This window comes from Bradyrhizobium sp. USDA 4454 (assembly GCF_054822705.1).
This window is the reverse complement of the sequence record NZ_JBTRCN010000001.1, coordinates 424,795-451,633: the sequence shown is the minus strand read 5'-3', so window position 1 is coordinate 451,633 and position 26,839 is coordinate 424,795. Positions and strand designations below refer to the sequence as shown.

The 26,839-nt window shown below is 63.8% G+C and carries 21 protein-coding genes and 1 pseudogene; 5 read left to right on the top strand and 17 right to left on the bottom strand.

What is annotated here, in order from left to right:
- Window positions 1-8: 8 nt before the first annotated feature.
- The 4 genes from fdxA to ACVIW0_RS02050 all read right to left on the bottom strand — a co-directional run bounded on the left by fdxA (window position 9) and on the right by ACVIW0_RS02050 (window position 5,778).
- Window positions 9-347, bottom strand: coding sequence for a ferredoxin FdxA (gene fdxA, locus ACVIW0_RS02065; protein WP_461350807.1), 339 nt, complete (start codon window positions 345-347; stop codon window positions 9-11).
- A 196-nt stretch (window positions 348-543) separates the two neighbouring features.
- Complete coding sequence (locus tag ACVIW0_RS02060; RefSeq protein WP_461350806.1) at window positions 544-828, bottom strand: RNA-binding S4 domain-containing protein; 285 nt, start codon at window positions 826-828, stop codon at window positions 544-546.
- A gap of 20 nt (window positions 829-848) precedes the next feature.
- On the bottom strand, window positions 849-4,358 hold the full coding sequence (locus tag ACVIW0_RS02055; RefSeq protein ID WP_461350805.1) for a helicase-related protein: 3,510 nt from the start codon (window positions 4,356-4,358) through the stop codon (window positions 849-851).
- A 589-nt stretch (window positions 4,359-4,947) separates the two neighbouring features.
- A complete protein-coding gene (locus ACVIW0_RS02050) occupies window positions 4,948-5,778 on the bottom strand; it encodes a DUF3108 domain-containing protein (protein ID WP_461357221.1) in 831 nt (276 codons plus the stop codon).
- A gap of 355 nt (window positions 5,779-6,133) precedes the next feature.
- Here ACVIW0_RS02050 and rpmB point away from each other — a divergent pair, with 355 nt between their 5' ends.
- Window positions 6,134-6,442: a 50S ribosomal protein L28 gene (rpmB, locus tag ACVIW0_RS02045; RefSeq protein ID WP_050423898.1), complete on the top strand. Its 309-nt coding sequence runs from the start codon at window positions 6,134-6,136 to the stop codon at window positions 6,440-6,442.
- A 92-nt stretch (window positions 6,443-6,534) separates the two neighbouring features.
- On the opposite strand, the gene ACVIW0_RS02040 is transcribed toward rpmB, so the two are convergent.
- From ACVIW0_RS02040 to ACVIW0_RS02030, 3 genes are read right to left on the bottom strand one after another with little or no spacing between them, the layout of a single operon-like run.
- The gene (locus tag ACVIW0_RS02040) at window positions 6,535-7,323 is read right to left on the bottom strand and encodes an SIR2 family NAD-dependent protein deacylase (RefSeq protein WP_461350804.1); all 789 of its coding nucleotides are present in this window, start codon (window positions 7,321-7,323) and stop codon (window positions 6,535-6,537) included.
- Window positions 7,316-7,873 carry a non-canonical purine NTP pyrophosphatase gene (locus ACVIW0_RS02035; protein ID WP_461350803.1) on the bottom strand — a complete coding sequence of 186 codons (558 nt, stop codon included), beginning with the start codon at window positions 7,871-7,873 and terminating at the stop codon, window positions 7,316-7,318. Before ACVIW0_RS02035 ends, ACVIW0_RS02040 begins: the two co-directional genes overlap by 8 nt.
- A gap of 10 nt (window positions 7,874-7,883) precedes the next feature.
- Window positions 7,884-8,936: a GMP reductase gene (locus tag ACVIW0_RS02030; protein WP_461350802.1), complete on the bottom strand. Its 1,053-nt coding sequence runs from the start codon at window positions 8,934-8,936 to the stop codon at window positions 7,884-7,886.
- A 1,073-nt stretch (window positions 8,937-10,009) separates the two neighbouring features.
- Between ACVIW0_RS02030 and ACVIW0_RS02025 the strand changes: the two genes are divergently transcribed.
- Window positions 10,010-10,234 (top strand): hypothetical protein, encoded by a 225-nt coding sequence (locus ACVIW0_RS02025; protein WP_461350801.1) that lies wholly within the window; start codon window positions 10,010-10,012, stop codon window positions 10,232-10,234.
- 374 nt (window positions 10,235-10,608) lie between these two features.
- Entirely contained in the window at window positions 10,609-11,814 is a 1,206-nt protein-coding gene (locus tag ACVIW0_RS02020; protein ID WP_461350800.1) for an ABC transporter substrate-binding protein, read from the top strand.
- 308 nt (window positions 11,815-12,122) lie between these two features.
- On the opposite strand, the gene ACVIW0_RS02015 is transcribed toward ACVIW0_RS02020, so the two are convergent.
- The 3 genes from ACVIW0_RS02015 to ACVIW0_RS02005 form a co-directional block, all read right to left on the bottom strand.
- Entirely contained in the window at window positions 12,123-13,085 is a 963-nt protein-coding gene (locus ACVIW0_RS02015; protein WP_461350799.1) for an alpha/beta hydrolase, read from the bottom strand.
- Between the two features lie 88 nt (window positions 13,086-13,173).
- Window positions 13,174-16,629, bottom strand: coding sequence for an acyl-[ACP]--phospholipid O-acyltransferase (locus ACVIW0_RS02010; protein ID WP_461350798.1), 3,456 nt, complete (start codon window positions 16,627-16,629; stop codon window positions 13,174-13,176).
- Window positions 16,630-16,916: 287 nt separating this feature from the next.
- Window positions 16,917-17,138 (bottom strand): hypothetical protein, encoded by a 222-nt coding sequence (locus tag ACVIW0_RS02005; protein WP_461350797.1) that lies wholly within the window; start codon window positions 17,136-17,138, stop codon window positions 16,917-16,919.
- A gap of 52 nt (window positions 17,139-17,190) precedes the next feature.
- On the opposite strand from ACVIW0_RS02005, the gene ACVIW0_RS02000 reads away from it, so the two are divergent.
- Window positions 17,191-17,811: a TetR/AcrR family transcriptional regulator gene (locus ACVIW0_RS02000; RefSeq protein WP_461357220.1), complete on the top strand. Its 621-nt coding sequence runs from the start codon at window positions 17,191-17,193 to the stop codon at window positions 17,809-17,811.
- Window positions 17,812-17,849: 38 nt separating this feature from the next.
- On the opposite strand, the gene ACVIW0_RS01995 is transcribed toward ACVIW0_RS02000, so the two are convergent.
- Entirely contained in the window at window positions 17,850-18,848 is a 999-nt protein-coding gene (locus ACVIW0_RS01995) for a winged helix-turn-helix domain-containing protein (protein ID WP_461350796.1), read from the bottom strand.
- A gap of 151 nt (window positions 18,849-18,999) precedes the next feature.
- Here ACVIW0_RS01995 and ACVIW0_RS01990 point away from each other — a divergent pair, with 151 nt between their 5' ends.
- On the top strand, window positions 19,000-20,193 hold the full coding sequence (locus ACVIW0_RS01990) for an ABC transporter substrate-binding protein (protein ID WP_461350795.1): 1,194 nt from the start codon (window positions 19,000-19,002) through the stop codon (window positions 20,191-20,193).
- 45 nt (window positions 20,194-20,238) lie between these two features.
- On the opposite strand, the gene ACVIW0_RS01985 is transcribed toward ACVIW0_RS01990, so the two are convergent.
- From ACVIW0_RS01985 to ACVIW0_RS01960, 6 genes and pseudogenes are all read right to left on the bottom strand, one after another.
- Window positions 20,239-20,658, bottom strand: a complete 420-nt coding sequence (locus ACVIW0_RS01985) for a hypothetical protein (RefSeq protein ID WP_461350794.1) — start codon at window positions 20,656-20,658, stop codon at window positions 20,239-20,241.
- 226 nt (window positions 20,659-20,884) lie between these two features.
- Complete coding sequence (locus ACVIW0_RS01980; RefSeq protein WP_461350793.1) at window positions 20,885-21,985, bottom strand: LLM class flavin-dependent oxidoreductase; 1,101 nt, start codon at window positions 21,983-21,985, stop codon at window positions 20,885-20,887.
- 184 nt (window positions 21,986-22,169) lie between these two features.
- Window positions 22,170-23,282, bottom strand: coding sequence for an NADH:flavin oxidoreductase/NADH oxidase (locus ACVIW0_RS01975; RefSeq protein ID WP_461350792.1), 1,113 nt, complete (start codon window positions 23,280-23,282; stop codon window positions 22,170-22,172).
- Between the two features lie 137 nt (window positions 23,283-23,419).
- Window positions 23,420-24,527 (bottom strand): annotated as a pseudogene (locus tag ACVIW0_RS01970) (esterase-like activity of phytase family protein).
- A 3-nt stretch (window positions 24,528-24,530) separates the two neighbouring features.
- Window positions 24,531-26,429: a cobaltochelatase subunit CobT gene (gene cobT / locus ACVIW0_RS01965; RefSeq protein ID WP_461350791.1), complete on the bottom strand. Its 1,899-nt coding sequence runs from the start codon at window positions 26,427-26,429 to the stop codon at window positions 24,531-24,533.
- Window positions 26,426-26,836, bottom strand: a complete 411-nt coding sequence (locus ACVIW0_RS01960; RefSeq protein WP_461350790.1) for a GNAT family N-acetyltransferase — start codon at window positions 26,834-26,836, stop codon at window positions 26,426-26,428. The genes cobT and ACVIW0_RS01960 overlap by 4 nt, the downstream gene beginning before the upstream one ends.
- Window positions 26,837-26,839: the final 3 nt, after the last annotated feature.

Below are 26,839 nucleotides of genomic sequence, written 5' to 3'. Positions count from 1 at the left end.
TCAGCGAATCAGTCGCCGCTGCCCGGATTCGGAGAAAAATAGTTCTCGAACTTGCCTTCCTTGCCTTCCCACTCCTTGGCGTCCTCGGGCGAATCCTTCTTCTGGGTGATGTTCGGCCAGCTCTTGGCGTAGTCGCGGTTGACCTCGAGCCACTTCTCCAGCCCCGGCTCGGTGTCCGGCTTGATGGCGTCCGCCGGGCATTCCGGCTCGCACACGCCGCAATCGATGCATTCGTCAGGATGGATGACCAGCATGTTCTCGCCCTCGTAGAAGCAATCGACGGGGCAGACCTCGACGCAGTCGGTATATTTGCACTTGATGCAGGCTTCAGTGACGACGTAGGTCATCCAAAACTCCGGAACGATCGATTTTTTCTGGGGTTGCGTAGCGCAGGAATACCGGGGCCGCAAGGGAAGCCGCCCCCGAAAAACGCCAGTATTCTCACGCCCCTGCCACCAGTTTTATTGGGAGTATGATCCTGATCGGAAAACCGGACCCCACTTTTCCGGATCATGCTCAAATGAGATAGCAAGCGCTACATAACTACTCCTTACCGGCTTGCAAATTGCCGGCTTGCAAATCCTCGTAGAGCACCCGCGCTGATGTCGCATCGCCGCGCCGCTCGGCGAAGGCGATCACCTTCAGCACGCGGACGCTGTTGTCGAGCGCGACGGTGACGACATCACCCGCCTTCACCGCATGGCCCGGCGATTTCTCGCGGTTGCCGTTGATGCGGACATGCCCTGATGCGACCAGTTCAGCCGCGCTGGTGCGGGCCTTCACCAGGCGCGCGTGCCACAGCCATTTGTCGAGGCGCTGTCGATCCAAAAGTTAGACCAAGGGTTGGACTATTCCTTCCGGCCGGCAAGCTGCTCTTTCAGCGCAGCGAGCTTGGCGAATGGCGAATTCGGATCGATCGGCCGGTCACGCTCGCGCGGCGCGCTCGAGGCGTAGGGCCGATGCGACGGGCCGTTCTCGCGCTTGTCGCGACCGCCCTTGTCACGGCCGAAATCGCGGCCGCCGCGGTCACGATCGCCGCGCTCGCCCTTGCGATCGCCGCCACCGAACTTGTTGTCGCGGCGCCGCTCATTGTCGCGATCGCGCCCCTTGCCTTCGAAGCGCTCGCGGCGTTGGCCCTTGTCGTCCCTGTTGTCGCGGGCCTGCGCGCCCTCAGTGGGTGCGGCCGACGGATCCGCCGGCGCGCCGGTGCGCGGGGTGCGGAAATCCTGGTGGCGGCGCGGACGGCGACGCTGCTCGCGCTTCGCCTCGCCCTCGCTGCTGCCCTCAGCGACCTGCGCGCCCTCGGCGGGCTTGCCCTGATGGCGGCCGCGGTTGCGATCGTGGCCGCGATGATGCGGACGGCGCTCGTCGGAGCGGCCACCCGGCCGCCAGACTTCGACCAGCTGCGGCTCGGCCGGCGTCTCCGCGGTGGCGGGAGCGGCCTCGGCGGCAGCTTCAGCGGGTGCAGCGTCAACGCTTGCGGTCTCCGCAGGCGCTTCGGCAACAGCTTCAGCAGCTTCCACGGCAGGCGCAGGCTCGGCCGCGGCTTCAGCAGCCGGCGCCTCGGCAGCGGGTTCTTCGGCGGCAGCCGCGGGCTCATCGACCGGCGCGGGGCGCTCGGCCACCGCATCCTGATGGGTCTCGACCACGACCGGCGTCCCCTCGCTGGCGGCGACCTCGGCAAAGCCGACATCGGGCAGCAGCGCAGCCGACGGCGCCGGATCGCCGGACACCGGCTGATGATCGACCGCAGCCTCCGCCGCATCGGCGGTGACTTCGGCGGCGGCATCGGCCGGCGCATCCACAGCGGCGTCAGAGGTCGCCTCGACCGGCTGCGTCTCGGCGGCAACGGTCTCCGTGCCCTCGGCCAGCGCAGCCTCGACCGGCTTCGGCGGCAACGGCGGACGGCGGTCCATGCGGTAGCCGAGCGCGCGCAGGATCGAGGCAAAATCCTCGCCGGCAGATCCCGTCAGCGAGGTCATCGCCTGGGTCACGACAAAGCCGCGGCCGTCGAACGCGCCCGCAGGCTTCTCGCCCGGCGAGGTCTCGCGCCAGGCCAGCGCCGGGCGGATCAGATCGGCGAGCCGCTCCAGGATGTCGACGCGCACCGCGCGCTCGCCGCACTGGCGATAGCCGAGCACGCGATAGCCATCGCGCGGCAAGCTCTTGTCGACCGGGAACGAGGTGCGGCCGCTCGACGCCAGATGCTGCACGTTCGACAGCGCAGCCATGTCGACATTGCTTTGCTTCTCGGCCCACAGCAGCGAGGCCAGCGAGCGCGCCGCGGGCTTCAAGAGCTGCGGGAAATAGATGTGGTAGGCGCCGAACCGCACGCCGTATTTGCGCAACGCCGCGCGCGACGGCTGGTCGAGATCCTTCATCTCGGCCGCGATCTTGCTGCGCTCGAGCACGCCGAGCGCCTCGACCAGCTGGAAGGCGATGCCGCGGGCGATGCCCTGCAGGTCCTCGGCCTTGGCGAGTTCGAACAGCGGCCCGAGCAGCTTCTCGATATGCGTCTTGAGCCAGAGATCCAGCCTGGTCTGCACCGCCTCACGCGAGGCGCCGGTCAGCCGCTCGTCGGAAATGATGCGCAGTCGCGGATGCAGCGCGTCGTCGGCGGCGACGAGCTTCGCCACCGCATCGCCGGTCCAGCGGATGGTGCCGTCGGAGGTCAGCACGAACTGCTCGTCGGGGGCGGCGCCCAGTTTCTCGGCCCGCGCATCGATCTCGCGCGCCAGCACCTGCTGGGCGGCGGCTTGCAGCGCCTTGGCGTCGCTGCCGGCCTCGGCCGCATCGGGTGCGAAGGTGAAACCATCGAGCCGGCCAATCGCATGGCCTTCCACGATCACTTCACCGGTCTTGCCAATTTCCGTATTCAAAACTGAGTTCTCCCGCAGGCGGCGCATCAATACACTGGTCCGCCTGTCAACGAAACGCTCCGTGAGCCGTTCATGCAGCGCATCGGATAATTTATTTTCGAGGTCGCGCGTGATCCCCTGCCAGTGGTCCGGGTCGTAGAGCCAGTCGGGCCGGTTGGCAACAAAGGTCCAGGTCCGGATCTGCGCGATCCGGCCCGATAGCGTGTCGATATCGCCGTCGGTCCGGTTGGCCTGGTCGACCTGGGCGGCAAACCATGCGTCAGGGATACGCCCCTTTTGCATCAGGAAGCCATACAGCGTGGTCACGAGTTCGGCATGGGCGGCCGGCGACAGCTTTCGGTAGTCCGGAACCTGGCAGGCCTCCCACAGCCGCTCCACCGCCTTGGGCCCATGCGCCCATTCGCGCACCTCGGCGTCGCGTGCGACATGTTCGAGCACGCGCAAATCCTCGGCAACCGGGGCCCGCGTCAGTGCCTCATGATTAGGCGTCAGCGCCAAGGACACCTGCAACGCGCCGAGCGAGGAGAAATCCAGCCTGGCGTTGCGCCATTGCAGCATCTTGACGCTGTCGAAGGTGTGGTTCTGCAACGCGTTGACGAGCTCCGGCTCGAACGGCGCGCAGCGTCCCGTCGTACCAAATGTGCCGTTGCGGGTGGCACGGCCGGCGCGGCCGGCGATCTGCGCGAACTCGGCCGGCGTCAGCCGGCGGAATTGATAGCCGTCATATTTGCGGTCGGAGGCGAAGGCGACGTGATCGACGTCGAGATTGAGCCCCATGCCGACCGCGTCGGTCGCGACGAGATAATCGACATCGCCGTTCTGGAACATCGCGACCTGCGCATTGCGCGTGCGTGGGCTAAGCGAGCCCAGCACCACGGCAGCGCCGCCATGCTGGCGGCGGATCAATTCGGCGATCGCGTACACTTCATCCGCCGAGAACGCGACGATCGCCGTGCGGCGCGGCTGCCGCGTGATCTTGCGGTCGCCGGCAAATTCGAGTTGCGACAGCCTGGGCCGCGTGACGATCGAGGCGCCCGGCAGCAGCCGCTCGATCATCGGCCGCATCGTCGCCGCACCCAATAGCAGCGTCTCGTCGCGGCCGCGGCGATTGAGGATGCGATCGGTGAACACATGCCCGCGCTCGAGATCGGCGGCGATCTGGATCTCGTCGACCGCGAGGAAGGACACGTCGAGATCGCGCGGCATCGCCTCCACGGTCGAGACCCAGAAGCGCGGCGCCTTCGGCTTGATCTTCTCCTCGCCGGTGACCAGCGCGACATTGTCGACGCCGGCGCGATCGACGATCTTGTTGTAGACCTCGCGCGCGAGCAGCCGCAGCGGTAGCCCGATCAGCCCTGACGAATGCGCCAGCATGCGCTCGATCGCCAGATGCGTCTTGCCGGTGTTGGTCGGCCCCAGCACCGCAGTGACACCAGCACCGGGCACGCGGTCATTTCCGAACGAAGTTGAGAAAACCATTTTTTGCAGTGTTTCTTGAAGTGTTGGGTGCTCTCTATTCCGTCATCCTGAGGAGCGCGTTAGCGCGTCTCGAAGGATGCACGGCCGAGATCGATCCATTTGCGGCGATCTTGACGAGACAGCGGGGCTGTCGCCCTTCGAGACGCCTGCTGCGCAGGCTCCTCAGGGTGACGGTTTGGCAGTGTGTTTGGCACCCGCAGAGTGTTTCGCAAAATCTGTCTCACAATGCGACGCTAGCTGCGCCCGGCTTAAGCTTCGGAACGAGTTGAGAACAAATCGCGGCCGAATCGCTGACTCCATTCCGGGCCTGAAACGTTCACCGCAACATCTCGGGTAGACCCCACGGCGGCGGCACTAGATCAAGTTCGAGAGGGCTCCACAAGCAGGGGATATGCGGACTGAATTCCTTAAGTTCCAGAGCTGGCCGAGTCGAATCAGAAGCGGGCAAGAGTCAACTGGATTCCGGTGACGTTTATTGCATGGCTTGCGCACCAACTGCCCCGTCATTCCGGGGCACGCGCAGCGTGAACCCGGAATCTCGAGATTCCGGGTTCGATGCTTCCGCATCGCCCCGGAATGACGAAGCAGGCTACTGCGTCTTCGCCACGCGCGGCGGCGCGGCTGTGGTGACGAACGACGTCGCTTCCAGCATGGCCATGCCGAGCGGGGTCGGGATCGTCATGCGGAACGGCACCAAAAGGCGGGTGCCGGCGATCGGCACGAAGGCGACCTCGATGTTGCGCTGGGCGGCGAGATATTTGATCACGGGGCGATCCGGGATGTAGCCCGAGATCGGCACGAAATAGAGCGCGCAGACCAGCGCCGGGCCGTGATAGCCGCGCTCGGCCTTGACCATCTCGACCCGCTTGAAATCGAGCTTGAGGTCGTAGCGCATGCGGCCGTCGAACACGCCGGCGCCGGTGCGGCAGACATCCGGGCTCATCAATTCGGCATTGCCGGGCGCGCGCAGGAACGCGCCGGTCATCGGATCGAATACGTTCTTCTTCTGCGCCTCGGTCACCGGCAGGCGATCGGCATCGACCGGCGGCTCCGGCTCGATCGCGGATTCCTTGATGCCGCCGCCCGCGAGCACCATCCGGATCGTCTCCGACTTCTTCGAGGTGGTGGTGGTCGCGGTGTAGGAGGACGCCGCCAGCGTCCCGTTGACGACCCGGCCCTGCGAGGCGCCCGAGCCGGTGCCGCCGGAAAACGCCTTCAACAGCCCCGCGGTGCCGCCTTGGGCGGTGGCCGAGAAGGTGTCGTCGCCGATTTCGATGGTCCAGCTGCCCTTGCCGACCGGGATACCGGCCAAGGTCGCCTCATACTGCGCGTCGAGCCGACCCTGCGCGCTGGCGCGCTCGGCACAAAACAGCAAAACGGCACCGGCGCACAGGCCGAGGAGCCGGCCGAGCGGGGGCAAAATGGCAATGGCGGTCGTCACTTAACCTACCTGACGGTCCTGCTATCGGCGCTTGGTCTGTTGTCCACTTTCCAAAGCCACATCGGCCGGACAACACGCGCGTCTCTTATGGAACCAAGACTTGCAGCCGAATACGCCCTTTATATGGTTGCCATTTCAGCCGTTAAGTGGCTGGAACGGCTTATGAACCGGCATTCCCCGATACCGCCATGCGGCGATATAATCTTGACGCTTGGGTGATCCGCCTCTATACACCCGCGGTTCCTGGAAAATGGACGCGAATTCAAAACCCCCGCGCGGGCCGTGCGATTGCACGCCTGGCCAAGAGGCGGGGATGCAATAAGGATTTTGTAAGATGTCCCGGCGCTGCGAACTGACGGCCAAGGGCCCCCAGACGGGCCACAAGGTGAGCCACTCCAACATCAAGACCAAGCGGCGCTTCCTGCCGAACCTGGCCAACGTGACCTTCATCTCGGATGCGCTGGGCCGCAACGTGCGCCTGCGCGTCTCGACCAACGCGCTGAAGAGTGTCGACCACAATGGCGGCCTCGACGCCTACCTGCTCAAGGCCAAGGCCGACGTGCTCTCGCCCCGCGCCCTCGAACTGAAGCGCGCGATCGAGAAGAAGGTCGGCAAGCCGGCCCCGGTGAAGAAGGCGAGCTGAGCGAGACTGCGAGAGCGGAATTCGCGGGAAGAGTTTTGAAACGGCCGGGTCGATGACCCGGCCGTTTTTGTTTTGGGCTATCTCCCAGCGCATTAATGCGTCGGCGATATTCCTTTCAAAAAATCTCTCAAGCCTTCCATCGTCTGGCCCGTAGGCTCCACTATTGGCGAAATTCCCCAACGCTGAAAAATTGCCTCCTCAACTGGATTGGGATTCGCCATAAAAATGAAGCTTGGAGGTCGGTCTATTTTTGACCCAGCTGCTCGCCAAATCTTCGCAAGCCTGTGGAAGAGATACCTAACATTGATGTCGGAGAGGCTGTAGCCAATAAAAAGGACTGGATGCCGCAACACATCTGCCCTGAGCATCTGGTCCAGTGGCGACTCGAAGTCGAGCCGTTCAAAATAGCTACTCTCAGTGAGAATTAGTGTTGCATCGTCGTCAAAGTCGCCGTGAAATTTGACGATCTCCAACTCATGGCCCTGCTTGGCCATAAGATCCTGCACCGTTAGTATCTTTCGATACGGCACCTGCCAGTGCTCACACGCCTTTTCGAGCCATCGATCAAAGTTAGTGGTGTATATTTTTCGGAAGCGCGCTTTAACAAGCGCTTCGTGGACTTCTGAGTTCCCGACTTCGATGCCCTTGTCGTGCCAGTTCACATCCATCCAACTTCTTAGTGGACCAATGCTTCCGCGTTCGATCTCGAAATATTCCGCAAGAGACAGGTACCCTCCCAATTGCTTCAGTATGAGTGGATCATACCCAAGCAACTGAGCCACCTTGTCCATCAAATCACCCCAAGACGGAAGACCAAGATTCTGAGAGACTCCAGCACCTACGAACAGAATTGTGTTTCTTGTATCGATCTGCTCACGCATTCGCGTTCTCGTTTAGATATGAAATGAGTTTGTCTACGGCCAACTTGCGCATCGAGATCGAGTTTTTTTGGTCACCCATTTCCGCAAATGTTTTGTTGAACCCATTAGGGATAAAGATTGGATCCCACTGGAAGCCCTCAGGTCCTCGCGGCCTTCGAGCGATCACCCCATCGATGCGTCCTACGAACACTTCGATTTTTTTTCCGTCGCAATAAGCCAGATAAGTGATCGCTGTAACTGCCGGCTCCGCAGATCGACCGACAATTTCTGCAAGTTTCTTATTCTTAAGTTTATTCCAAAAAATCTCCGTTAGTCCTCCGGGGAATCCGCCGAGAAAGGGAAACTGCAAACCGGTGTGATCTACGAAGATCGGACGTTTTGTTTTGGCGAATGCTTTAACAACCTTATCTCGAACTAGGGCCTCCATGTCATCAGTTTGAATTTCGTCGATTGAAACAGACGCCTTCACGAGGTGATACCGTGTACCTTTGAAGAGTTTCCCAAACTCGCCAAACTTGTAGTCGTTCTTGGTAAGAAATCTCAGATCCATCTTTGACCCGTCATCCGAACGCAGTGTTGCGTTGCGCGTTGACCAATATGAACGTTGTTCTCTTCGTGACCTCCTTTAGATTCTCCGCTCCGATATACGTCATGGCCGATCTCACGCCTCCGCTAATTTGAGAAAGAGTCGCCTTGACCTCTCCTTTGTACGGAATGCTTACAGTTTTGCCTTCCGCGGCGCGGTACTCGGCAACGCCACCGTGGTGCTTGGTCATCGCGGTCTCAGACGACATGCCATAGAATGTCATACTCTTGGGAACACGCTTGCCATCAACATCTTCGTATTGGATTTCGCCTGCACACTCTGCATGACCGGCAAGCATGCCACCCAGCATGACAAAGTCGGCTCCGCCGCCAATCGCTTTCACGATGTCTCCAGGCACCACGCAGCCACCGTCCGAGCAAACCTGTCCTTTTAGTCCGTGGGCAGCGTCCGCACACTCTATGACGGCCGAAAGCTGAGGAAAGCCGATTCCGGTCAAGTCTCGTGTTGTACACACCGACCCCGAGCCAATTCCCACTCGGACAATATCCGCACCAGCTAGTATTAGTGCTTCCGTCATCTCAGCCGTGACTACTGTTCCGGCCATGATTATCGCAGCCTGATTATCCGTCCGCAGTTGGGCGACGGCGCTTAGAAACTGCTCCGTGTATCCGTTCGCTACGTCGATATTAATCATAGGAACGGCTACTTGCTCTTTCACTTTGGCGAGCTTTTGCCAATCTTCCTGGGAAGTCCCCATCGTATAGAAGGTTGCACCTGAAGCTTCTGTACGGAAGAAATCTACTAGCTCTGAGACGTCGTAGTACTTGTGCAGCGCGACCAGCGCTTTGAAGGGCGCGAGCGCGCGCGCCATCTCGAAAGTACCAACGGTCTCCATGTTAGAAGCGACTATTGGAAAGCCGGTCCATTCTCGTGCCGAATGACGAAAATGGAATGTCCTCTCAATGTTTGCTTCCGACCTCGACGTGAGGGTCGAGCGTTTCGGTCGGATCAGAACGTCACGAAAATCCAGTTTTAAATCGGTTTCAATGTGCATTTTTTCGGCCAAGCCTCATCAATTGGTAGTTGAATGCGACCTTATAAGCAGGCATTGCCTAGGACAACTACACGTTGTTCCTATGGCGGCGCGTCGGCTTAAGGGAATTCACCAACGACCGTCTTTGCGGAGAACCGCCCTGAAGGTGGCTCTTATGGCCCCAGGCCACGCCAAAACTCGAATCTCCCTAATCCTTTCAGAACGAAAAACCAAATCCAGTCCGCACGCGGAAAATATTCCTCTTCCCCGAGACCCGGGTATAAGCCGCGCGTCCAACTCCTCTGAGAGGGGCGTATCGCGATCGTCACGAACGTTGGGCTCGGGATGCGGCGGACGAGAGTGATGCGCGAGACGAGCGCACCGCGTCGCGGACGGTGAAAGCGGGTCCTAGTGCCAGGTGTCCTCCGTGAGATGCGAAAGCGTCTTGCGAAGGCGGTGACGAGCAAGACAGCCTGGCCGGGTCTCCTGCTGTCTGACAGGTGAGCCAATCCGACCGACGCGCGCGGCGCGATGGTGAGTTGGATTTTCTTTGCGCTATTACGCGTGAAGCAAAATCATCCCTCGCGCCGCATCAGGAGAGATGATTTTGCACCTCCGCTTGCTCCTTCGCTAAAACTTCGGTGCGACAAGCCTCGCAATGCGCCATCATTGCCATCTGCTGCCAATGACAGCGGTGTCATCGCTTTCCACCGCGCGAATCTCTGTTGATGCGTTCTAAGCGAATGAAGAAACGCTTAACGCAAGCGCCTTAACCAACATAGAAACCCTATAAAAAAGGCAAAAGCGGCTTGTCGCCGCCGTAGCTTTAGCGAAGGCGGATCCCATTAATCACAACATCACTCGCATCATCACGAGCGCATGAGGCGCATGCAAAACGCCATGATCTCTTCCAGATGTGAGTGTGCAAACAAGCGCGCCCGACGCGGTTTCGATTCGTTTATGGGCGAACGCCGCTCGCTTCGAAAACCGTGAGGGACATCACGGCCGGTACAACTGATTGTGAGGCCTGTGCGCCGCACTCTTGGGAAGAAGCCTGGCCGTTCTTACATCACGCCCAAAGAAGACCCCGATAAAGGAATCGATCAATGCAAGTTCGCGCAGCCGATCCGCGCGGAAGACTGGTGCCCGCGATCGCAACCGCCGCCGTGGCGGTGCTCGCAACGGCCGCCCTCGTCGTCCTCGAATTTCACCCGCCCAAGAACGTGCGAACGGGTGAGCCCGGGATGATCACCTCCGCCGCCGCCAGCCGCGCCGGCGCCACCGTGCTGCCGACCGATCCGGTGACGACCGGCAGCGTGCGGTATCGCTGAGGCCAGGAGTTCTCCCTCGCCCCGCTTTTGCGGGGAGAGGGCTGGGGTGAGGGGCCGCCACCGCGAGCAGGGAAAGCAGTTAGACCTGTACCCCCTCACCCGGATCGCATTCTGCTTCGCTGCATGCGATCCGACCTCTCCCCGCAAGCGGGGCGAGGTGAGAAGCGACCCGGGCGCGGGGAAAGATTTTGATAGTCATTCCGCATCGCGGCAGGCCACCGCACACTCGCTGATCTGGCGGCCTGATATTACCCCGGCCATTCATCCCGCCGCATTTTCGCATTCCTGCCCCGGCGTCTCGCCGCAAGCCTGCCTGCCCCGGCTCACGTAAGCTTGCCCCCGCGAACAACAAAAAACGCACAGGGAGGCTCACGATGATCTGGAAGGCCATCACGGCAGCGGCAGCGCTTGCGCTGGCGGCGCAGGCGCATGCCGCCGAGAAGAAATACGGCACCGGCGCCAGCGACACCGAGATCAAGCTCGGGCAGACCTCGCCATTCTCGGGCGCGGCGTCGGCCTACAGCGTGATCGCGAAGACGCAAGGAGCCTACTTCAGGATGATCAACGACCAGGGCGGCGTGAACGGGCGCAAGATCAATTTGATTACGCTCGACGACGGCTACTCGCCGCCGAAGACGGTGGAGCAGACCCGCAAGCTGGTCGAGCAGGAGGAGGTCGCCGCGATCCTCAATCCGCTGGGCACGCCGACCGGGCTTGCCGTGCGCAAATATCTCAACGACAAGAAGGTGCCGCAGCTGTTCGTCGGCGCCGGCGCCACGCTGTGGGGCGACTATGCGCATTATCCGTGGTCGATCGGCTTCCAGCCATCGTACCAGGCCGAGACCGCGGTCTACGCCAAATATGTGCTGACCCAGAAGCCCGACGCGAAGATCGCGCTGTTCTACCAGAACGACGACGCCGGCAAGGACTACGGCAACGGCTTCAAGAAGGGGCTGGGGCCGGAGAACACCGCCAAAATGGTGGTGGCGGAGACGACCTATGAATCGACCGATCCGACGGTCGACAGCCAGATCGTGAAGCTGAAGGCCTCCGGCGCCAACGTGCTGTTCATGCACGCAATCCCCAAGCAGGCGGCGCAGGCGATCAAGAAGATCGGCGAGATCGGCTGGAAGCCCGACCTGTTCTTCCTCGCGGCGACCTCGACCTCGGTCTCCTCGGTGCTGAAGCCGGCCGGCTTCGACTATTCCAGGGACATCATCTCGTCCTACTCGCTGAAGGATCCGAACGATCCGCAGTGGAAAGACGATCCGGACGTGATCGCCTGGCAGGACTTCATGAAGAGATATTTTCCGGACGGCAATCTGCAGGACCAGCTGATCGTCTACGGCTATGTGGTGGCGGAGGCAACGGTGCAGGTGCTCAAGCAATGCGGCGACGACCTCACCCATGAGAACATCATGAAGCAGGCCGCCAACCTCGACATCGCGCTGCCGATGTTCTTGCCCGGCATCAAGGTGAAGACCTCGCCGACCGACTACTTCCCGGTGGAAGCGATGCGGCTGCAGAAGTTCAACGGCGAGACCTGGCAGCTGTTCGGCGACACGATCGGGAATGATTGAGGGGGGTTGCTGAGCCGAGTGGTTGAGGGCGGGTGACTAAACGCAACCCCATCCACATCGTCGTCCCGGCCTAATGCGCAATTGCGCACGGGGGCCGGGACGACGGAGGTTAAGACTTGCCGTCAACAACGGCGAAAAGCGCCTCGCCCTTGGGGCGGGCACGCATGCCAAATTTCGGAATATTGGAAATATATCCCTGAGTTGCCCGACGCGTCAAGGCGCGTAATCGAAGGTCCCTGGCTACCGCCAGGCTCCTTTGCATGGGGTTGTTCTCGCTGTTTTGGTAACGTGCCTCCCGCGGGGCGGAGTTACACCCCGTTCTCCAGCAACAGCCTGAAATCCGCCCGCGCCCGCTGTGCCTCGGCGCGGGCGGCGTCCGACGCGTCGCCGAGCCCGAAGTAGCCGTGGATGAGCCCCTCGCCCGTGTGATACGCGACCGGCACGCCCGCCGCCTGCAACGCCTTCGCATAGGCGTGGCCCTCGTCGCGCAGCGGGTCGAACCAGGCGGTCGTGACCACCGCCGGCGCGACACCGGCGAGGCTCTTCGCGCGCAGCGGCGAGACGCGCCAGTCGGCGGCGTCAGCCTTGTCCGCGAGATAATGCCCCGCGAACCATTGCATCGTCGCACGGGTCAGGAAGTAGCCCTCGGCATTCTCCTCGCGCGACGGGAATTTGGCGTTCTCGCCCGCGTCGGCATAATGGCCGACTACGTCGGTGACGGGATAGACCAAGAGCTGCCCGGCAAGCCTGATGCCGGCGTCGCGGCAGGCCAGCGCCGTGGTCGCGGCGAGGTTGCCGCCCGCGGAATCGCCGGCGACGCCGATGCGGGCGAGATCACCGCCGAACTCACTGAGCCGCGCGATCACGTCGCGGATCGCAGCGAACGCGTCCTCGAACGCGCCGGGAAAGCGCGTCTCCGGCGGGCGGCGGTAATCGACCGAGATCACCACCGCGCCGGTCTCGATCACGAGGTTGCGGGCCTGGCGGTCATGGGTCTCGAGATCGCCGGCGACCCAGCCGCCGCCGTGGAAGAAGATCACGGTCGGCGCGGTGCCGCGGCCGTTCCGATAGAGCCGCGCGCCGAGCTTGCCGGCGGCGCCCTGCACCTCGATATCCCTGAAAACATCGACCGGCGGCGGCGGCACCGCCTTGCGCGCCTCGGCCAGCGCGCGCAGCTGCTCGCGGCAGCTCTGCGGCGTCATGGTCGAGGGATCGCGCAGCGGCAGCAGCGGGATGATTTGTTCGATGACGGGGTCGAGGGGAAGAACCATGGCTGTGCTTTCTCGGGAGCAGTTGCCGTCCATCAGACAACATGCTCCCGGAAAGCACAACCATCATGCCGGAACTCAGGCCGAAGACTCAGGCGACGTGCTGCTGACGCGCCTCGGGCTCGGGCTCGGCCGCATCGGTCGTCTCATCCGCCTGCGGCGCGGGGGCCGCGAGTTCCTTGGCCAAAGCGGTGGCGCCGACATAGTCGGTCTTGCCGGTGCCGAGCAGCGGCACCTTGTCGACCACGCGGATATCGGCCGGCACCGCGAGCTCGGAGGCGCCGGTGCTCTTGGCCTGGCGCTGCATCGCGGATCGGTCGGCGTCCTTTTGCGTGGTGAGCAGCACGATGCGCTCGCCCTTGCGCTGATCGGGCAGCGTCACCGCGACCGACATCGCCTGCGGCCACAGCGCAGTCGCCATCGCCTCGACCGCCGACAGCGAGACCATCTCGCCCGCGATCTTGGCGAAGCGCTTGGCGCGGCCCTTGATCGCGATGAAGCCCTGCGCATCGACCGTGACGATGTCGCCGGTGTCGTGCCAGCCATCGGGCAGCGGCTCCAGCACGCCGGGATTCTCGGCGCGGAGATAGCCGATCATCACGTTCGGGCCCTTCACCGAGAGCCGGCCGCCCTCCGCGATGCCGGGCACCGGATCGAGGCGGTACTGCATCAAGGGCGAGATCCGGCCGACGGTGCCCTGGCGGTTGGCCATCGGCGTGTTCATCGCCAGCACCGGCGCGGTCTCGGTGACGCCGTAGCCCTCGAGGATGCGGATGCCGTAGCGCTCCATGTAGATCTGCCGCGTGCGCTCCTTCACCGCCTCCGCGCCGGCGATCACCAGCCGCAGCGTGCGGAAATCATAGGCATGCGCCGAGCGGGCGTAGCCGGTGAGGAAGGTGTCGGTGCCGAACAGGATGGTGGCGCCGGTCTGGTAGATCAGCTCGGGCACGATCCGGTAATGCAGCGGCGACGGATACATGAAGATCGGGATGCCGCCGAGGATCGGCATCATCATGCCGCCGGTGAGACCAAACGAGTGGAACACCGGCAGGACGTTGAACACCTTGTCGTTGGCATTGGCATCGACCCGCGCCAGCGCCTGCGCGGCGTTGGCGAGGATGTTGCGGTGGGACAGCACGACGCCCTTCGGCGTGCCTTCCGAACCCGAGGTGAACAGGATGACCGCGGGATCGTTGGCGTTGCGGACGACGCGCGGCGCGATGCCGGCGCGGAAGCCTGCGATCTTGTCGGCGAGGCCGATGCCGCCGCGCACGTCTTCGAGATAGATCACACGGGCCTGGCCCGCCATCGCCGCGATCAACTTGTCGAGCTTGCCCTTCTCGATGAAGGCCTGCGAGGTCAGCACGGTCTTGACCTGCGCCGCCTTCATCGCCGCCAGCACGTTGACCGGACCGGCCGAGAAGTTGAGCATCGCCGGCACCCGGCCGATGGTCTGCAGCGCCATGAACACGACGGCGACGCCGGCCGAGTTCGGCAGCAGCACGCCGACATTCTCGCCCACCGAAGTGCCCTGCTCGAGCTTGCGGCTCAAGACCTGCGCGCCGAGGATCAGCTTGCGATAGGTCAGCTTGGTGCCGAGCGCGTCCTCGATGATCGGCTTGCCGGTGTCGCGGTCGCGATAGGCGTGGCCGAGGCCCTCGAACAGCGTCTGGTCGAGCATCGCATTCTGCACCATGGCGTCGATCATGACGTCCTGAAGTGCGGCGCCGGCGGCATTGCGGCGCGCCTTGCCGCGCAGCGACTGGTCGACCGGCAGCTTGACCGGCGGCAGGATCGAGATCGTCACCTTGGGGAACCAGGAGCGCTTGATCTCACCGTTCTTGAGATAGCTGAGATGCGAGCGCTGCGCGCCCTCAATGCGGACCGGGACCACCACGGCATCGGCCTTGTCGGCGATCATCGCGGTGCCGTCATAGACCTTCATCAGCGAGCCTGAGACCGTGATGCGGCCTTCCGGGAAGATCACGACCGGCTCGCCGGCAGCGACCAGCTTGATCAGGTCGCGCGCGGCCAGCGGCTTCGACGGATCCATCGTGTAGTGCTTGATCATCTTCAGGAACGGCTTGGCCCACCACGCCTTGGCGATGCCGGTGTCGACCGCGAAGCTCGCATCGATCGGCAAGGTGGCGTGCAGCAGCGGGCCGTCGACCAGGCTGACATGGTTGGGCGCGATCAGCATCCGGGTGCCTGATGGAGGCAGGTTCTCCATGCCTCGCACCTCGAGCCGGAACATGGCGCGGAACAGCAGCGCGCCGAAATCGCGCACGCCCTCCTTGCCCCACTTGTTCAGCACGAACCAGACGCTGCCGAAGCTCGCGATGCCAAGGCCGAAGAAGATCCAGGCGATCGGCAGTCCGACGGCTTGCAGCGCGCCGACGAACACCGCACCGGCGACCATGAAGCCGGCCTGCAGGATGTTGCCGGCGGCGATGATGCGAGCCCGCTCGGACGGCGCGGTCCAGGCCTGCACGGCGGCAAACGCCGGCACCACGAACAGGCCGCCGCCGAAGGCGAACAGGAAGAAGTCGGCCAGCATGCGGAAGCCACTGAGCGAGGTCGCGAACGCGGCCGCGGTGACGTCCTTGCCGAGCGAGGTGGTGGCGATCGCAAGTGCGAGGTCGAGGCCGATCACGCCCATCACGATGGCACCGATCGGCACCAGCGCGATATTCGGGCGGACATGGCTCAGCTGCGCGGCGAACAGCGAGCCGGCGGCAATGCCGATCGCGAACACGGCGAGGCACAGCGTGACCACGCCTTCGGTGCCGCCGACGCCCTCCTTGATCAGCGCAGGCAGCAGCGACAGCACGATGGCGCCGACCATCCAGAACCACGACACGATCACCATGCCGTCCCACAGCCGCGGTTCGGCATAGAGCGACTTCAACAGCCGCACGGTCGAGGTCCAGGGATTCCTGGTGATCGGAAGGTCAGGCGCGGAGGGCTGCGTCAGGGGGATACGCGAGGCAAATCCCCACGACAGCACCGACAGGCCGACCACCGCGGCGCAGATCCAGCCCATGTGGCTGGCACCCGCGACGAACAGGCCGCCGGCGATGGTGCCGATCAGGATCGCCATGAAGGTTGCGCCCTCGACCAGCGCGTTGCCGGTCGCAAGCTCGGACACCGACAGCTGGTCGGGCAGCACGGCATATTTCACCGGGCCGAACAGCGCGGCGACGGTGCCGAACAGCGCCAGCGCGATGAACAGCAGTGGAATCGAATGGCTGAAGAAACCGGCGGCGGCAAACGCCGCGGCGAATATCTCGAAGAACTTCAGGCGGCGCGCGACGATGGATTTGACGTAGCGGTCGGCGAGCTCGCCGCCGAGCGCCGACAGCACGAAAAACGGGAAGATGAAGACCGCGCCCGCGAGCTGAACCAGCGCCGGCCCCTGCTCGCTGGCGACGCCGTACAGCAGCATGATCACCAGCGCGTTTTTCAGCACGTTGTCGTTCAATGCCGAGCAGAACTGCGACCAGAACAGCGGCGCGAAGCGGCGGGACGTCATCAATTCCTTGATCATGACCGGTTCCTTGGGTTAGCGCGCACGGCGCTGGCAGGTCTGCGAATTCGGGTGGCAGAGAATGCTGAGCGTGGTGAAAATGACGGAGATGCCGCAGCCTTTAGTCTTTTCCGCAACGTATCGGTTCGAACCTGCGCAAATCGGTCGCGCCGGAACGCCGGCACAATGCCGGGCAGAAATGTACGAGACCTTATCCAGGGTTGTGGCCGGTCGACGGTGAAACGGACTCGCGAGGGACATGGTGAGTGCTTTGTTGCGGTTTCGGCGACAATTGCGGCCTGGAGCCTTCAGGTCAGTTCACCCAGGCCGCGGAATGGCGACCAGCGGCAGCGGCGCTGCTTGCGCCGATCGGCGCGCCGCTGCTCCAGGACGCCTGCGACGTCGCAGGCACGGGCGATCCGCTCGATCGGCGCCATCGCCAGGGAGAGGATGCCGCGGCCAAGGCCCTTCACGAGCTCGATCGCGTCATCGACAAGGGTGGTGGTCAATTGAAGTGCTAGGGTCTGCATGTGAGTGGCCTCCTATGCCAACTTGAGCAACGCTCAAATTAGTAGCTCGAAAATGAACATTGTTCAAGAAGATTCGCGCCGGGATCGGAAAAAACTTCAGCGGCGCACTTTGCTGATCGAGATCGCGCGCCGGTTCATCTCGACTAAAGGTTTGAGATCATTGAAGGTTCGGGATGTCGCCGAAGCCGCCGGCTGCTCCATCGGGAGCGTCTATAATGAGTTCGGCGACTTCGACGGCCTGATCCTGACCGTGAACCGGGAGACCGTTCAGGCCCTGAGCGCACGGCTCAAGGCAGTCCCAACGGAGGATCCGCTGCGCCAGCTGCACGGGCTCGCCGACGCCTATCTCGGCTTCGCCACCGAGCACGCCAATCTGCTGCGCTCGCTGTTCGAGCACCGGATGGAGGACGACCGGCCGTTTCCGGAAGATATCCTGGCGATGGTGATGGATGCCTTCGCGCTGATGCATACACCGCTGGTGCGGCTGTTGCCCGATCGCGATCCCGACGACGTCGCGCAGCTGTCGCGGATGATGTTCTCCGCGGTCCACGGCATCATCTCGCTGGGCCTCGAGGAGCGCATGGTCGCAGTGCCGCCCGAGCAGCTGCGCGAGCGCCTTGCGCAGTTCATCGACACGCATCTTGCCGGGCTCGGCGTATCGCGCGGCGCGTAGCGGCACGCCGGCGTCGCGAGGGTTACCACGAACGATGATCAAGTCTGATTGCGCGCGACGCGGCCCGGATTGGCGAGCGTCCAGAGCGGTTCGAGCAACACAACGCTGGTGCCTCCCTCGCGGAAGACGAGCTTGAACTCGATCCGTCCGTCCGCGGCGATGGTTGCCGAGTGCAGCCCCGCATTGCCGTCATATCGCAAGACGTCGTCGAGAACGTATCCGGTGAAGCCTCCGGAAAAGCCGGGTCCGGGCACGCGGCTGTGCGGCATCGCCGGCCCGTTCACGAGGTAGCCGGTCGCGACACCGTCCCGATCGACATTGGTGACGATCATCATGAATTGACGGTGCGAGTTGATCCATCCCTCGCCGCTGACCCACACGCCGAGGAAGCGGCGGACGTTGTCCGGCACGTCACCAGCTGGTGCGTGAATCCGATAGGCGGGAAGCGGCAATTGCTTCTCGGCCGCCAGCGCGGTGATCCGCTCGACATCCCGATCCGGCACGATGCCGTGATCTTGCGGCACGAACCAGTTCGCCAATTCCGCCAGAGGATGCCGCATGCCATTGGCAAGCGGCGGCGCGGATGCGAGCGTCGCGAAGGCTATCACGGACAGGCCGGCGATCAGCAACCATCGGGGAAGCGCCGCAAGACGTGCGGCGACGCCGCTTGGGGCGGACATGCTGCCCGCGACATGCCGGGGTCCATGATCATGCGACAGCGGCACCGGCCTGGCATCGAGGCGATAGCCGCGGCGAGACACCGTCTTGATGATGCAATGGTCTTCATCGCGCAGCTTCAGCCGCAGCTCGCGAATGCATTGGACGAGCGAGTCGTCCGAGACCGCGACGTTGCCCCAGACCGCGTGATGCAGATCATGCTTGGATACCAGCCGCCCGGCATTGCTGGCGAGATAGCGGAGGACCGCGAATGATTTCGGCCTGAGATCAAGGTCGACGCCATCCACGCGCGCCACGCCGCGGGCGAGATCGAGCACAAAGGAATCAAATATCAAAACGGAATCAGTCGCCGGGTCCATAGAGGTCACTCCATGCCCACAGACGGCACCAATCGGGAAAATTTAGCAGGAAATTCGGCGTTCTGTCACTTCTTGATCAGGACTTCCACGCGGCTGAGCCGATAGTCGCGAAACGGCCCGGGATCATTTCCGGGCTCGCAGGAGGCTGGTCATGTCGAGGACGCCAATTGCCGTGTTGGTCGGGGCTGCTCTTCTGGCGCTCGCGACGGCGCTCCCCGGACGGGCCCAGGCCCAGAACGTCGAAAAAGGCATGGTAAAAGTGGGGCTGGTGATGCCGCTGACCGGCGTTCTGGGGCCGGTCGGCAAACAGGCGGTCGCCGGGGCGCGGCTCTACATGATACAGCACGGCGACCGGGTGGCCGGCTGCAAGATCGAGTTGATCGTCCGGGACGATGCCAGCGTGCCCGACAATGCCAAGCGCATTGCGCAGGAGCTGATCGTCAACGACAAGGTCGCGATCCTCGGGGGCGGGCTGACGCCGAGCGTGCTGGCGCTGGCGCCGCTGGTCAATGAGAGCAAGACCGCGACCGTCATCATGGTATCGGGCACGTCGATCGTGACCGATCGGTCGCCTTACTTCGTGCGGACCAGCTGGACGCACGCACAGCAGGCCAGCGTGCTGGCGGATTGGGCGGCCAGGAACGGATCGAAGCGCGCCACCATCATCGCGTCCGACTGGGCACCCGGACACGAGGCCGCCGGCGTGTTTTCGGCAAGCTTCACCGCGGCGGGCGGATCGATCGTCGAAGCGCTGAAGGTGCCGCTGGCCAATCCCGACTTCGCGCCGTTCCTGCAGCGGGCACGCGACGGCAATCCCGATACCCTGTTCATTTTCGTTCCGACGAGCCAGGCCGGCATCCTGGCCAAGCAGTTTGTCGAGCGCGGGCTCGACAAGAGCGGGATCAAGCTGATCGGCCCCGGCGACATCGCCGATGACGAGGATTTGCCAGGGATGAGCGATGCCATGATCGGCATGATCACGGCGGGGTTCTACTCAGCGGCGCATCCATCCGACCTGAACCGCGACTACGTCGCAGCATTCCGCAAGGCCAACGCCAATGTTCGTCCGAACTTCATCAGCGTCAGCGCCTATGATGGCATGCATTTGATCTATGAGGCACTGAAGGCGACCGGCGGCAACACCGATGGTGACGCATTGGTCATGGCCATGAAGGGCATGGCTTGGGAAAGCCCGCGCGGCCCGATGTCGATCGACCCGAAGACGCGCGACGTCGTCCACGACATCTACATTCGCAAGGTCGAGAGGATCGGCGGCGAACTCTACAGCGTCGAGCAGGAGACCTACAAGGCCATCAAAGATCCCGCCAAGCTCGCGAACAAGTAAGCAAAGCGGGGCGAAACAAGCGGAGCCTGACGCCGCCTGCGCGCTTCACGCGCGCGCCCGGGCGATCGTGCCGGCGACGATCTGCATCGCGACGCCGAGCACCCAGCCGGCCATGATGGCCGCGGTCCAGCCGATATCCGGCTCGCTGCGCAGCACGACGACGCCGACCGAAAAGAACGCAACCATCGTCGCAAGGAAGGTGCCGATCGCGCTGAGCAGCTCCGCTGCGTCGATCTTGCGCGTCGAGGCTGCGTCCTTCGGATGGAACAGCTTTGGCGGCGTATCGATGCCGAGATAGAAGCCGATCGCGCCGCCCAGCATCATGATCAGCAGGAACGCCTGCGAAGTCAGCGCCGCTACGCTCGAGCCGACATGGATGGCGACGAACAGACCGCTCGCAGCTCCCGCCAGGGCAAGGCCGAAGCGCTCCAGGACATGGGCAAATTTTCTGACGCGGCTGCGCATTGCTCTGCCTCATCAATGAATTGCACCGCTGTCAGGCTAGGCCTTTTCGCAGCATCGCGATAGTCGCTCTTCACTCAAATGACTGCGACCAAGCGGCGCTTCGCGGTGCTGCAGGCCGCAGCAACCGCGATGAACCGTGCGACGTATTCCATCTGTGCTTGATGCCGACCGTCCGCCACAACCTGAAGCACGGGGCAGCGTTGCCGCTGCCTCGTATCGCTCAGATCTACGCCGCGCGGCCGACGGAGGCGTCGAGATGCTTCAGCCGCGGCAGCACTTCCTGCTTCAGCAGCCGCAGCGAGTTGTGCCAGGCCTCCGGCTTGTGCTTGTAGTCGAAGCCGAACACCAGCAGCACGCCGAAACCGCCGACCTCCCGATAGATCTTCTCGATCTTCTCGGTAACCGTCGCAGGCGAGCCGACGATCCAGTTGTTGCGGGCGCAATACTCGACCGTGACGTCGCTGTCCGGCACGTTGGGCGAGGCCTTCAGATAATCCTTGAAACCAAAATGGCCGAGCAGCGGCAGGAAGTACTCGCCCATCATCCGACCCATCATGTCGCCGGTCGAAAGCTTCCACGCCTCTTCGTCGGTGTCGGCGACGAACACCTCGCGCACCATCCGCCAGTCCTTGCGGCTCGGCTTGCGGCCGGTCTTGGCGGCGCCGGCTTCCACTGACTCCCAGTGGCTGCCGACATAGGCGGGATTCAAGTTCAGGCTCATCGGAATGAAGCCGCGCTCGCCGGCGAGCTTCAGCGTGTCGGAGTTCTTCGACAGGCCTGCGACGCCGATCGGCGGATGCGGCGCCTGCTGCGGCTTGATGTGGGGCTTGAGGAAATCGAACATCGTGTCCGGCTTGGTCACCGTCCAGAACTTACCTTTATGGGTCCACGGCGCCGGCTCGGTCCACATCTTCAGGATGATCTCGAGCGCTTCGCGGGTCATGTCGCGATTCTGGCCCGACATGCCGTCGACATTGAACATCGCCCAGTCGCTCGGCAGGCCCGACGCCGCGACGCCGAAATTGAGCCGACCGTTCGAGAGATGATCGAGCATCGCGACGCGGTTGGCGAGCTCGGCCGGATGATGATACGGCAGCAGGAAGCCGCCGGGTCCGATGCGGATGTTCTTGGTTTGCAGCAGCGCCTGCGCCACCAAGAGATCGGGCGATGGATGCGGCTCCCAGGGCGCGGTGTGGTGCTCGCCGATCCAGGCTTCCTGATAGCCGAGCTCATCGAGCCAGCGCAGCACCTGCAGGTCCCAGTCGTGGCCCTCCTTCAATCCGCACTCCGGCGGATGCGACGGCATCGCGAAGTATCCGAGTTCCATGGGTTTCCTCTCTTTGTTCGATGCGTGTCTTGCGCACGCGCGCAGAGAGTAGCCGCCCCGGCTGCGGTAGAACAATGGCTAGATGGACCACATCGTCATTCCGGGGTGATGCGCAGCATCGAACCCGGAATCTCGAGACGGGTCTGGTGCTGACGCACCATCCCGGAATGACGACGTCGCGGCCCTACCGCGTCCCGAACGTGGTCTTGCCGAACAGCGCCTTCTGCGTCGAAGGCTGCGAGCGCCAATATTGCGGCGGCGCGCTCACCTCGCCGCCGAGCTCGGCGGCGGCGTGCCAGCCCCAGCGCGGGTCGTAGAGCATGCCGCGGGCGAGCGCGACCATGTCGGCCTTCCCCGAGGTGACGATCTCTTCCGCCTGCCTGGCTTCCGTGATCAGGCCGACCGCCATCGTGGTGACGCCGGTCGCCTCCTTTACCGCCTGTGCCGCCGGCACCTGGTAACCCGGCCCGAGCGGAATCTTTTGCAGCGGCGAGACGCCGCCGGAGGAGACGTCCATCCAGTCGACGCCGCGCTTTTTCAATTCCTTTGCAAATTCGATGGTCTGCGCGAGGTCCCAAGCCCCCTCGACCCAGTCGGTCGCCGACACCCGCATGCCGATCGGCTTGTGATCCGGGAATACGGCGCGCACCGCGTCGAACACTTCCAGCGGGAAGCGCATGCGGTTCTCGAGCGAGCCGCCATAGCGGTCGGTCCGCTTGTTGGCGATCGGCGACAGGAACTGGTGCAGCAGATAGCCGTGCGCGCCGTGCAATTCGAGCGCGTCGATGCCGAGGCGGTCGGCGCGCTTCGCCGACGCGACAAAGGCCTCGCGGATGCGCTTCAGGCCGGCATCGTCGAGCGCCACCGGCGCCGCCTCGCCCTCCTTGTGCGGGACTGCCGACGGCCCGACCGTCTGCCAGCCACCCTCGGCGATCGGGATCAATTGCCCGCCTTCCCAGGGACGCTGGCTCGAAGCCTTGCGGCCGGCATGGGCGAGCTGCATTGCGACCGCGGCCTTCGAGTGCTTGCGCACCGAGGCCAGGATCGGCTTCAGCGCCGCCTCGTTGGCGTCGCTGTAGAGGCCGAGGCAACCCGGCGTGATCCGCCCGATATCCTCGACATGGGTGGCCTCGATGCAGAACATCGCGGCGCCCGACAGCGCCAGCATGTTGATGTGGGTGAAGTGCCAATCATTGGCGGAGCCATCGTCGGCCGAATACTGACACATCGGCGAGACCATGATGCGATTGGAGAGCTTGAGGCTGCGCAGTTCGATCGGGGAAAACAGGGCGCTCATGCGGGGACATCCGGGATCGGGTAAGGGGCCCGGCTAAGATAGAGGGCGCGGCCGCGATCACCAACTGTCCGGCGCGCCCGATAGGCCCGGGCGCAGATCAGCAATGCGATAGCGCCGCCCCTTGGAGGCGCGGCACCTCACTCAACCAGCGTGAACTGCAGCAACAGGTTGCGCTGGATCAGCGAGAAATTGTCGTCGGAGATCATGGTCAGCACGGTCTCGCCCTCGTCGGTGACGTGGGCGTCGATGCCTTCCATGTTGTCGATCTCGTTGCCGAGATCGGCGTTGAAGATCGCGGGACCATCGACCATAGCGCCGGGCGCGATGTCGGACAGCACGAGGCGCCGGATGCGAATGCCGACACCGCCGAACCAGGAGAATTTCCGCTCCAGGATCAACAGATCGCCTGACGGCAGCAGCACCGCATCGCTGATGTCGAAATTCTCGGTGCGCCGCACGCTGAACTGGCCCGGCGTCTTGCCGCCGACCAGGAAGGCAATGAGATTACCGTTCGCATCAAGCCCGCGCTCCGAGAACGCGATCAGCGTGCCGGCCAGCGGCTGGCTCGCCGGGGTGGCTTTGGGCATGACCCTGGGCACGAAGACCAGCGCCTCCAGCCCCTTGTTGATGGGCAGCTTCTTCGCCGCCGGCGGCAGCGGCACCACCTCGCCGCCCGAGCGGGTAAAGCCCTTGGCAAAATCGTAGCGCAGCACCTGGTTGACCCGCTCGAGCCCGACATAGGCAAATGAGCCATCGAGCGCCAGCGATTCCGAATCGTACCAGCCGCGGGTCGCGGTGATCGGCCTGCCGTCGGCACTTAACAGCGGCGCGGCCTCGACATCGTCGAGCCCGGCCATGTCGCGGGCCGCGATAGACGATGCGGCCGGTGAACCAGGCCCCCTGGTCGCTGACCGCGATGAAGCGCTCGCCCTTGCTATCGAGCCTGAGCGCAGAGAGGCCGCCGAAACCGGAGAATGACGAGGTCAGGATCAGACCGCTGCGATATTCCAGCGCGCCGAACTTGACCCGCGCGCGATCGCGGATATCGAACGACGGCAACGGCCGTGCGTTGACTTCGATCGCGACGGGTTCATCGACGCGATGCCGACCCGGCCTGCCTGATGGTCCCGGCGTCAGTGGCGGCTGGGTCGCGCTCTGTGCCTGCGCGAGGCGCGGCAATGCAGCGGCCGACAGAGCTGCCGCCACACCTTGCAGGATATGGCGGCGGCTAGGGGGTGAGCGCATGTCTCACGAGTGCAGGCGGCGCCGGATGCCCGGTGCGGGCGCCGAGCCGTGGGTCTCGCTGAACAGCTCGGCGAGCTTCTCGGTGATCGCGCCGCCGAGTTCTTCGGCATCGACGATGGTGACGGCACGGCGATAATAGCGCGTGACGTCATGACCGATGCCGATCGCGATCAATTCGACCGGCGAGCGGGTCTCGATCTCCTCGATGATGTGGCGCAGATGCCGCTCGAGATAGTTGCCGGGATTGACCGACAGCGTGGAATCGTCGACCGGCGCGCCGTCGGAGATCATCATCAGGATGCGGCGCTGCTCGGGACGCGCAAGCAGCCGCTTGTGCGCCCAGTCGAGCGCCTCGCCGTCGATGTTCTCCTTCAACAGGCCCTCGCGCATCATCAGGCCGAGATTCTTCCGCGCCCGACGCCATGGCGCGTCGGCCGATTTGTAGATAATGTGCCTCAGATCGTTGAGGCGGCCGGGATTGGCCGGCTTGCCGGCCGCAAGCCACGCCTCGCGCGACTGCCCGCCCTTCCAAGCGCGGGTGGTGAAGCCCAGGATCTCGACCTTGACGCCGCAACGCTCCAGCGTGCGCGCCAGGATGTCGGCGCAGGTTGCGGCAACCGTGATCGGACGGCCGCGCATCGAACCCGAGTTGTCGAGCAGCAGCGTCACCACGGTGTCGCGGAAGGTCGCCTCCTTCTCGTGCATGAAGGACAGCGGGTGATAGGGATCGGTGACGACGCGAGACAGCCGCGCCGGATCGAGGATGCCCTCCTCGAGATCGAAATCCCAGGCGCGGTTCTGCTGCGCCATCAGGCGGCGCTGCAGGCGGTTGGCGAGCCGCGCGACGATGCCCTGCAGATGCGCGAGCTGCTTGTCGAGATAGGAGCGCAGCCGCTCCAGTTCGTCATGGTCGCAGAGATCCTCGGCCGCGATCACCTCGTCGAACTTCGGCGCAAACGCGTGGTATTCCGGACCGCGCGGCTCGTTCTGGCCGCGCGAATTCGGCCGCGTCGCCTCGCCTGGCGTCTCGTCATCGCCGAGTTCGCCGTCGTCGAACGTATCCGACGTCGAGGCCTGCGCGCTCTCCATCGCGCTTTCGCTCATCTCATCCGCAGTGGCCTGCGCCTGGTCGGCGCTCATCTCCTGCGCGGCGTCGGAATCGGGCGAGCCTTCGGCGCCGGACTGATCGTTCTCGCCGTCCTGGTTCTCGTCCTGGTCCTCGTCGTCGTCGGAATCCATGTTGCGGTCGTCGCCGAGATCGAGCGCCGACAAGAGATCGTGGACGAGGTCGCCGAACCTGGCCTGGTCCTCGGCAAAGCGGCTGAGCTTGTCGAGCCGCGAGCCGATCTTGTCCTCGAGCGTCGGACGCCAGAGATCGACCATCTTCTTGGCGGCCGCGGGCGGCGCCAGGCCGGTGAGGCGCTCGCGCACCAGCATCGCCAGCGCGTCCGACAGCGGCGCATCGGCGCGGTCGGTGATCTCGTCATACTTGCCGCGGTGGAAATGATCGTCGAGCATCGCGGTGAGGTTCTTGGCGACGCCCGCCATCCGGCGCGAGCCGAGCGCCTCGACGCGCGCCTGCTCGACCGCCTCGAACACGCCGCGCGCCTGCGGATTGCCCGGCATCAGCTTGCGATGCACCTTGGGATCGTGACAGGCGATCTTGAGCGCGATCGAATCGGCGTGGCCGCGCACGATCGCGGCATCGCGCTTGGTCATCTTGCGGGCCGGCTCCGGCAGCCGCGCCTTGCCGGGCGCGAGCCCCGGCCGCTCGGCGGCGAACGAGACCTCGAGCTCCGGCTTCTTGGCGATCGCCTTCAGGCACGCCGACACCGAGCGCTTGAACGGCTCGGTCGGCGCTTCCTTCGATCCGGGACGGAATTTGATGTTGGAGGTTGTCATAGCGATTTCGTAAACCAGTGGCGCGTGACGCCGCCGGGATACCCCTCAATCGAACCGAACTCTTTATATCCATTGGCGCGGTAGAAGCCCGGCGCCTGGAAGCTCATCGTATCCAGATAGGATCGCGTCGCTCCGAAGCGCCGCGCCTCGTCTTCGATCGCCTTGATCAGCTTCGCGCCAAAACCCTTGTTGCGAAACTTCTGCTCCATCCAGAACAACTGGATGAACAGCACCGCGGTCCAGACCTCGCCGACGATGCCGCCGACGATCTCGTCGCCTTGCCGCAGCGAGATGGCGAAGCGCTTGTACTTCTGCTTCCCCATCTTCTCGCTGTTGTAGCGGAGCAATCCGCCGAGCACCGCCTTCTTCGTCTGTGTGACTGTGCGCTCGACGGAGATTTTCGGCATGGA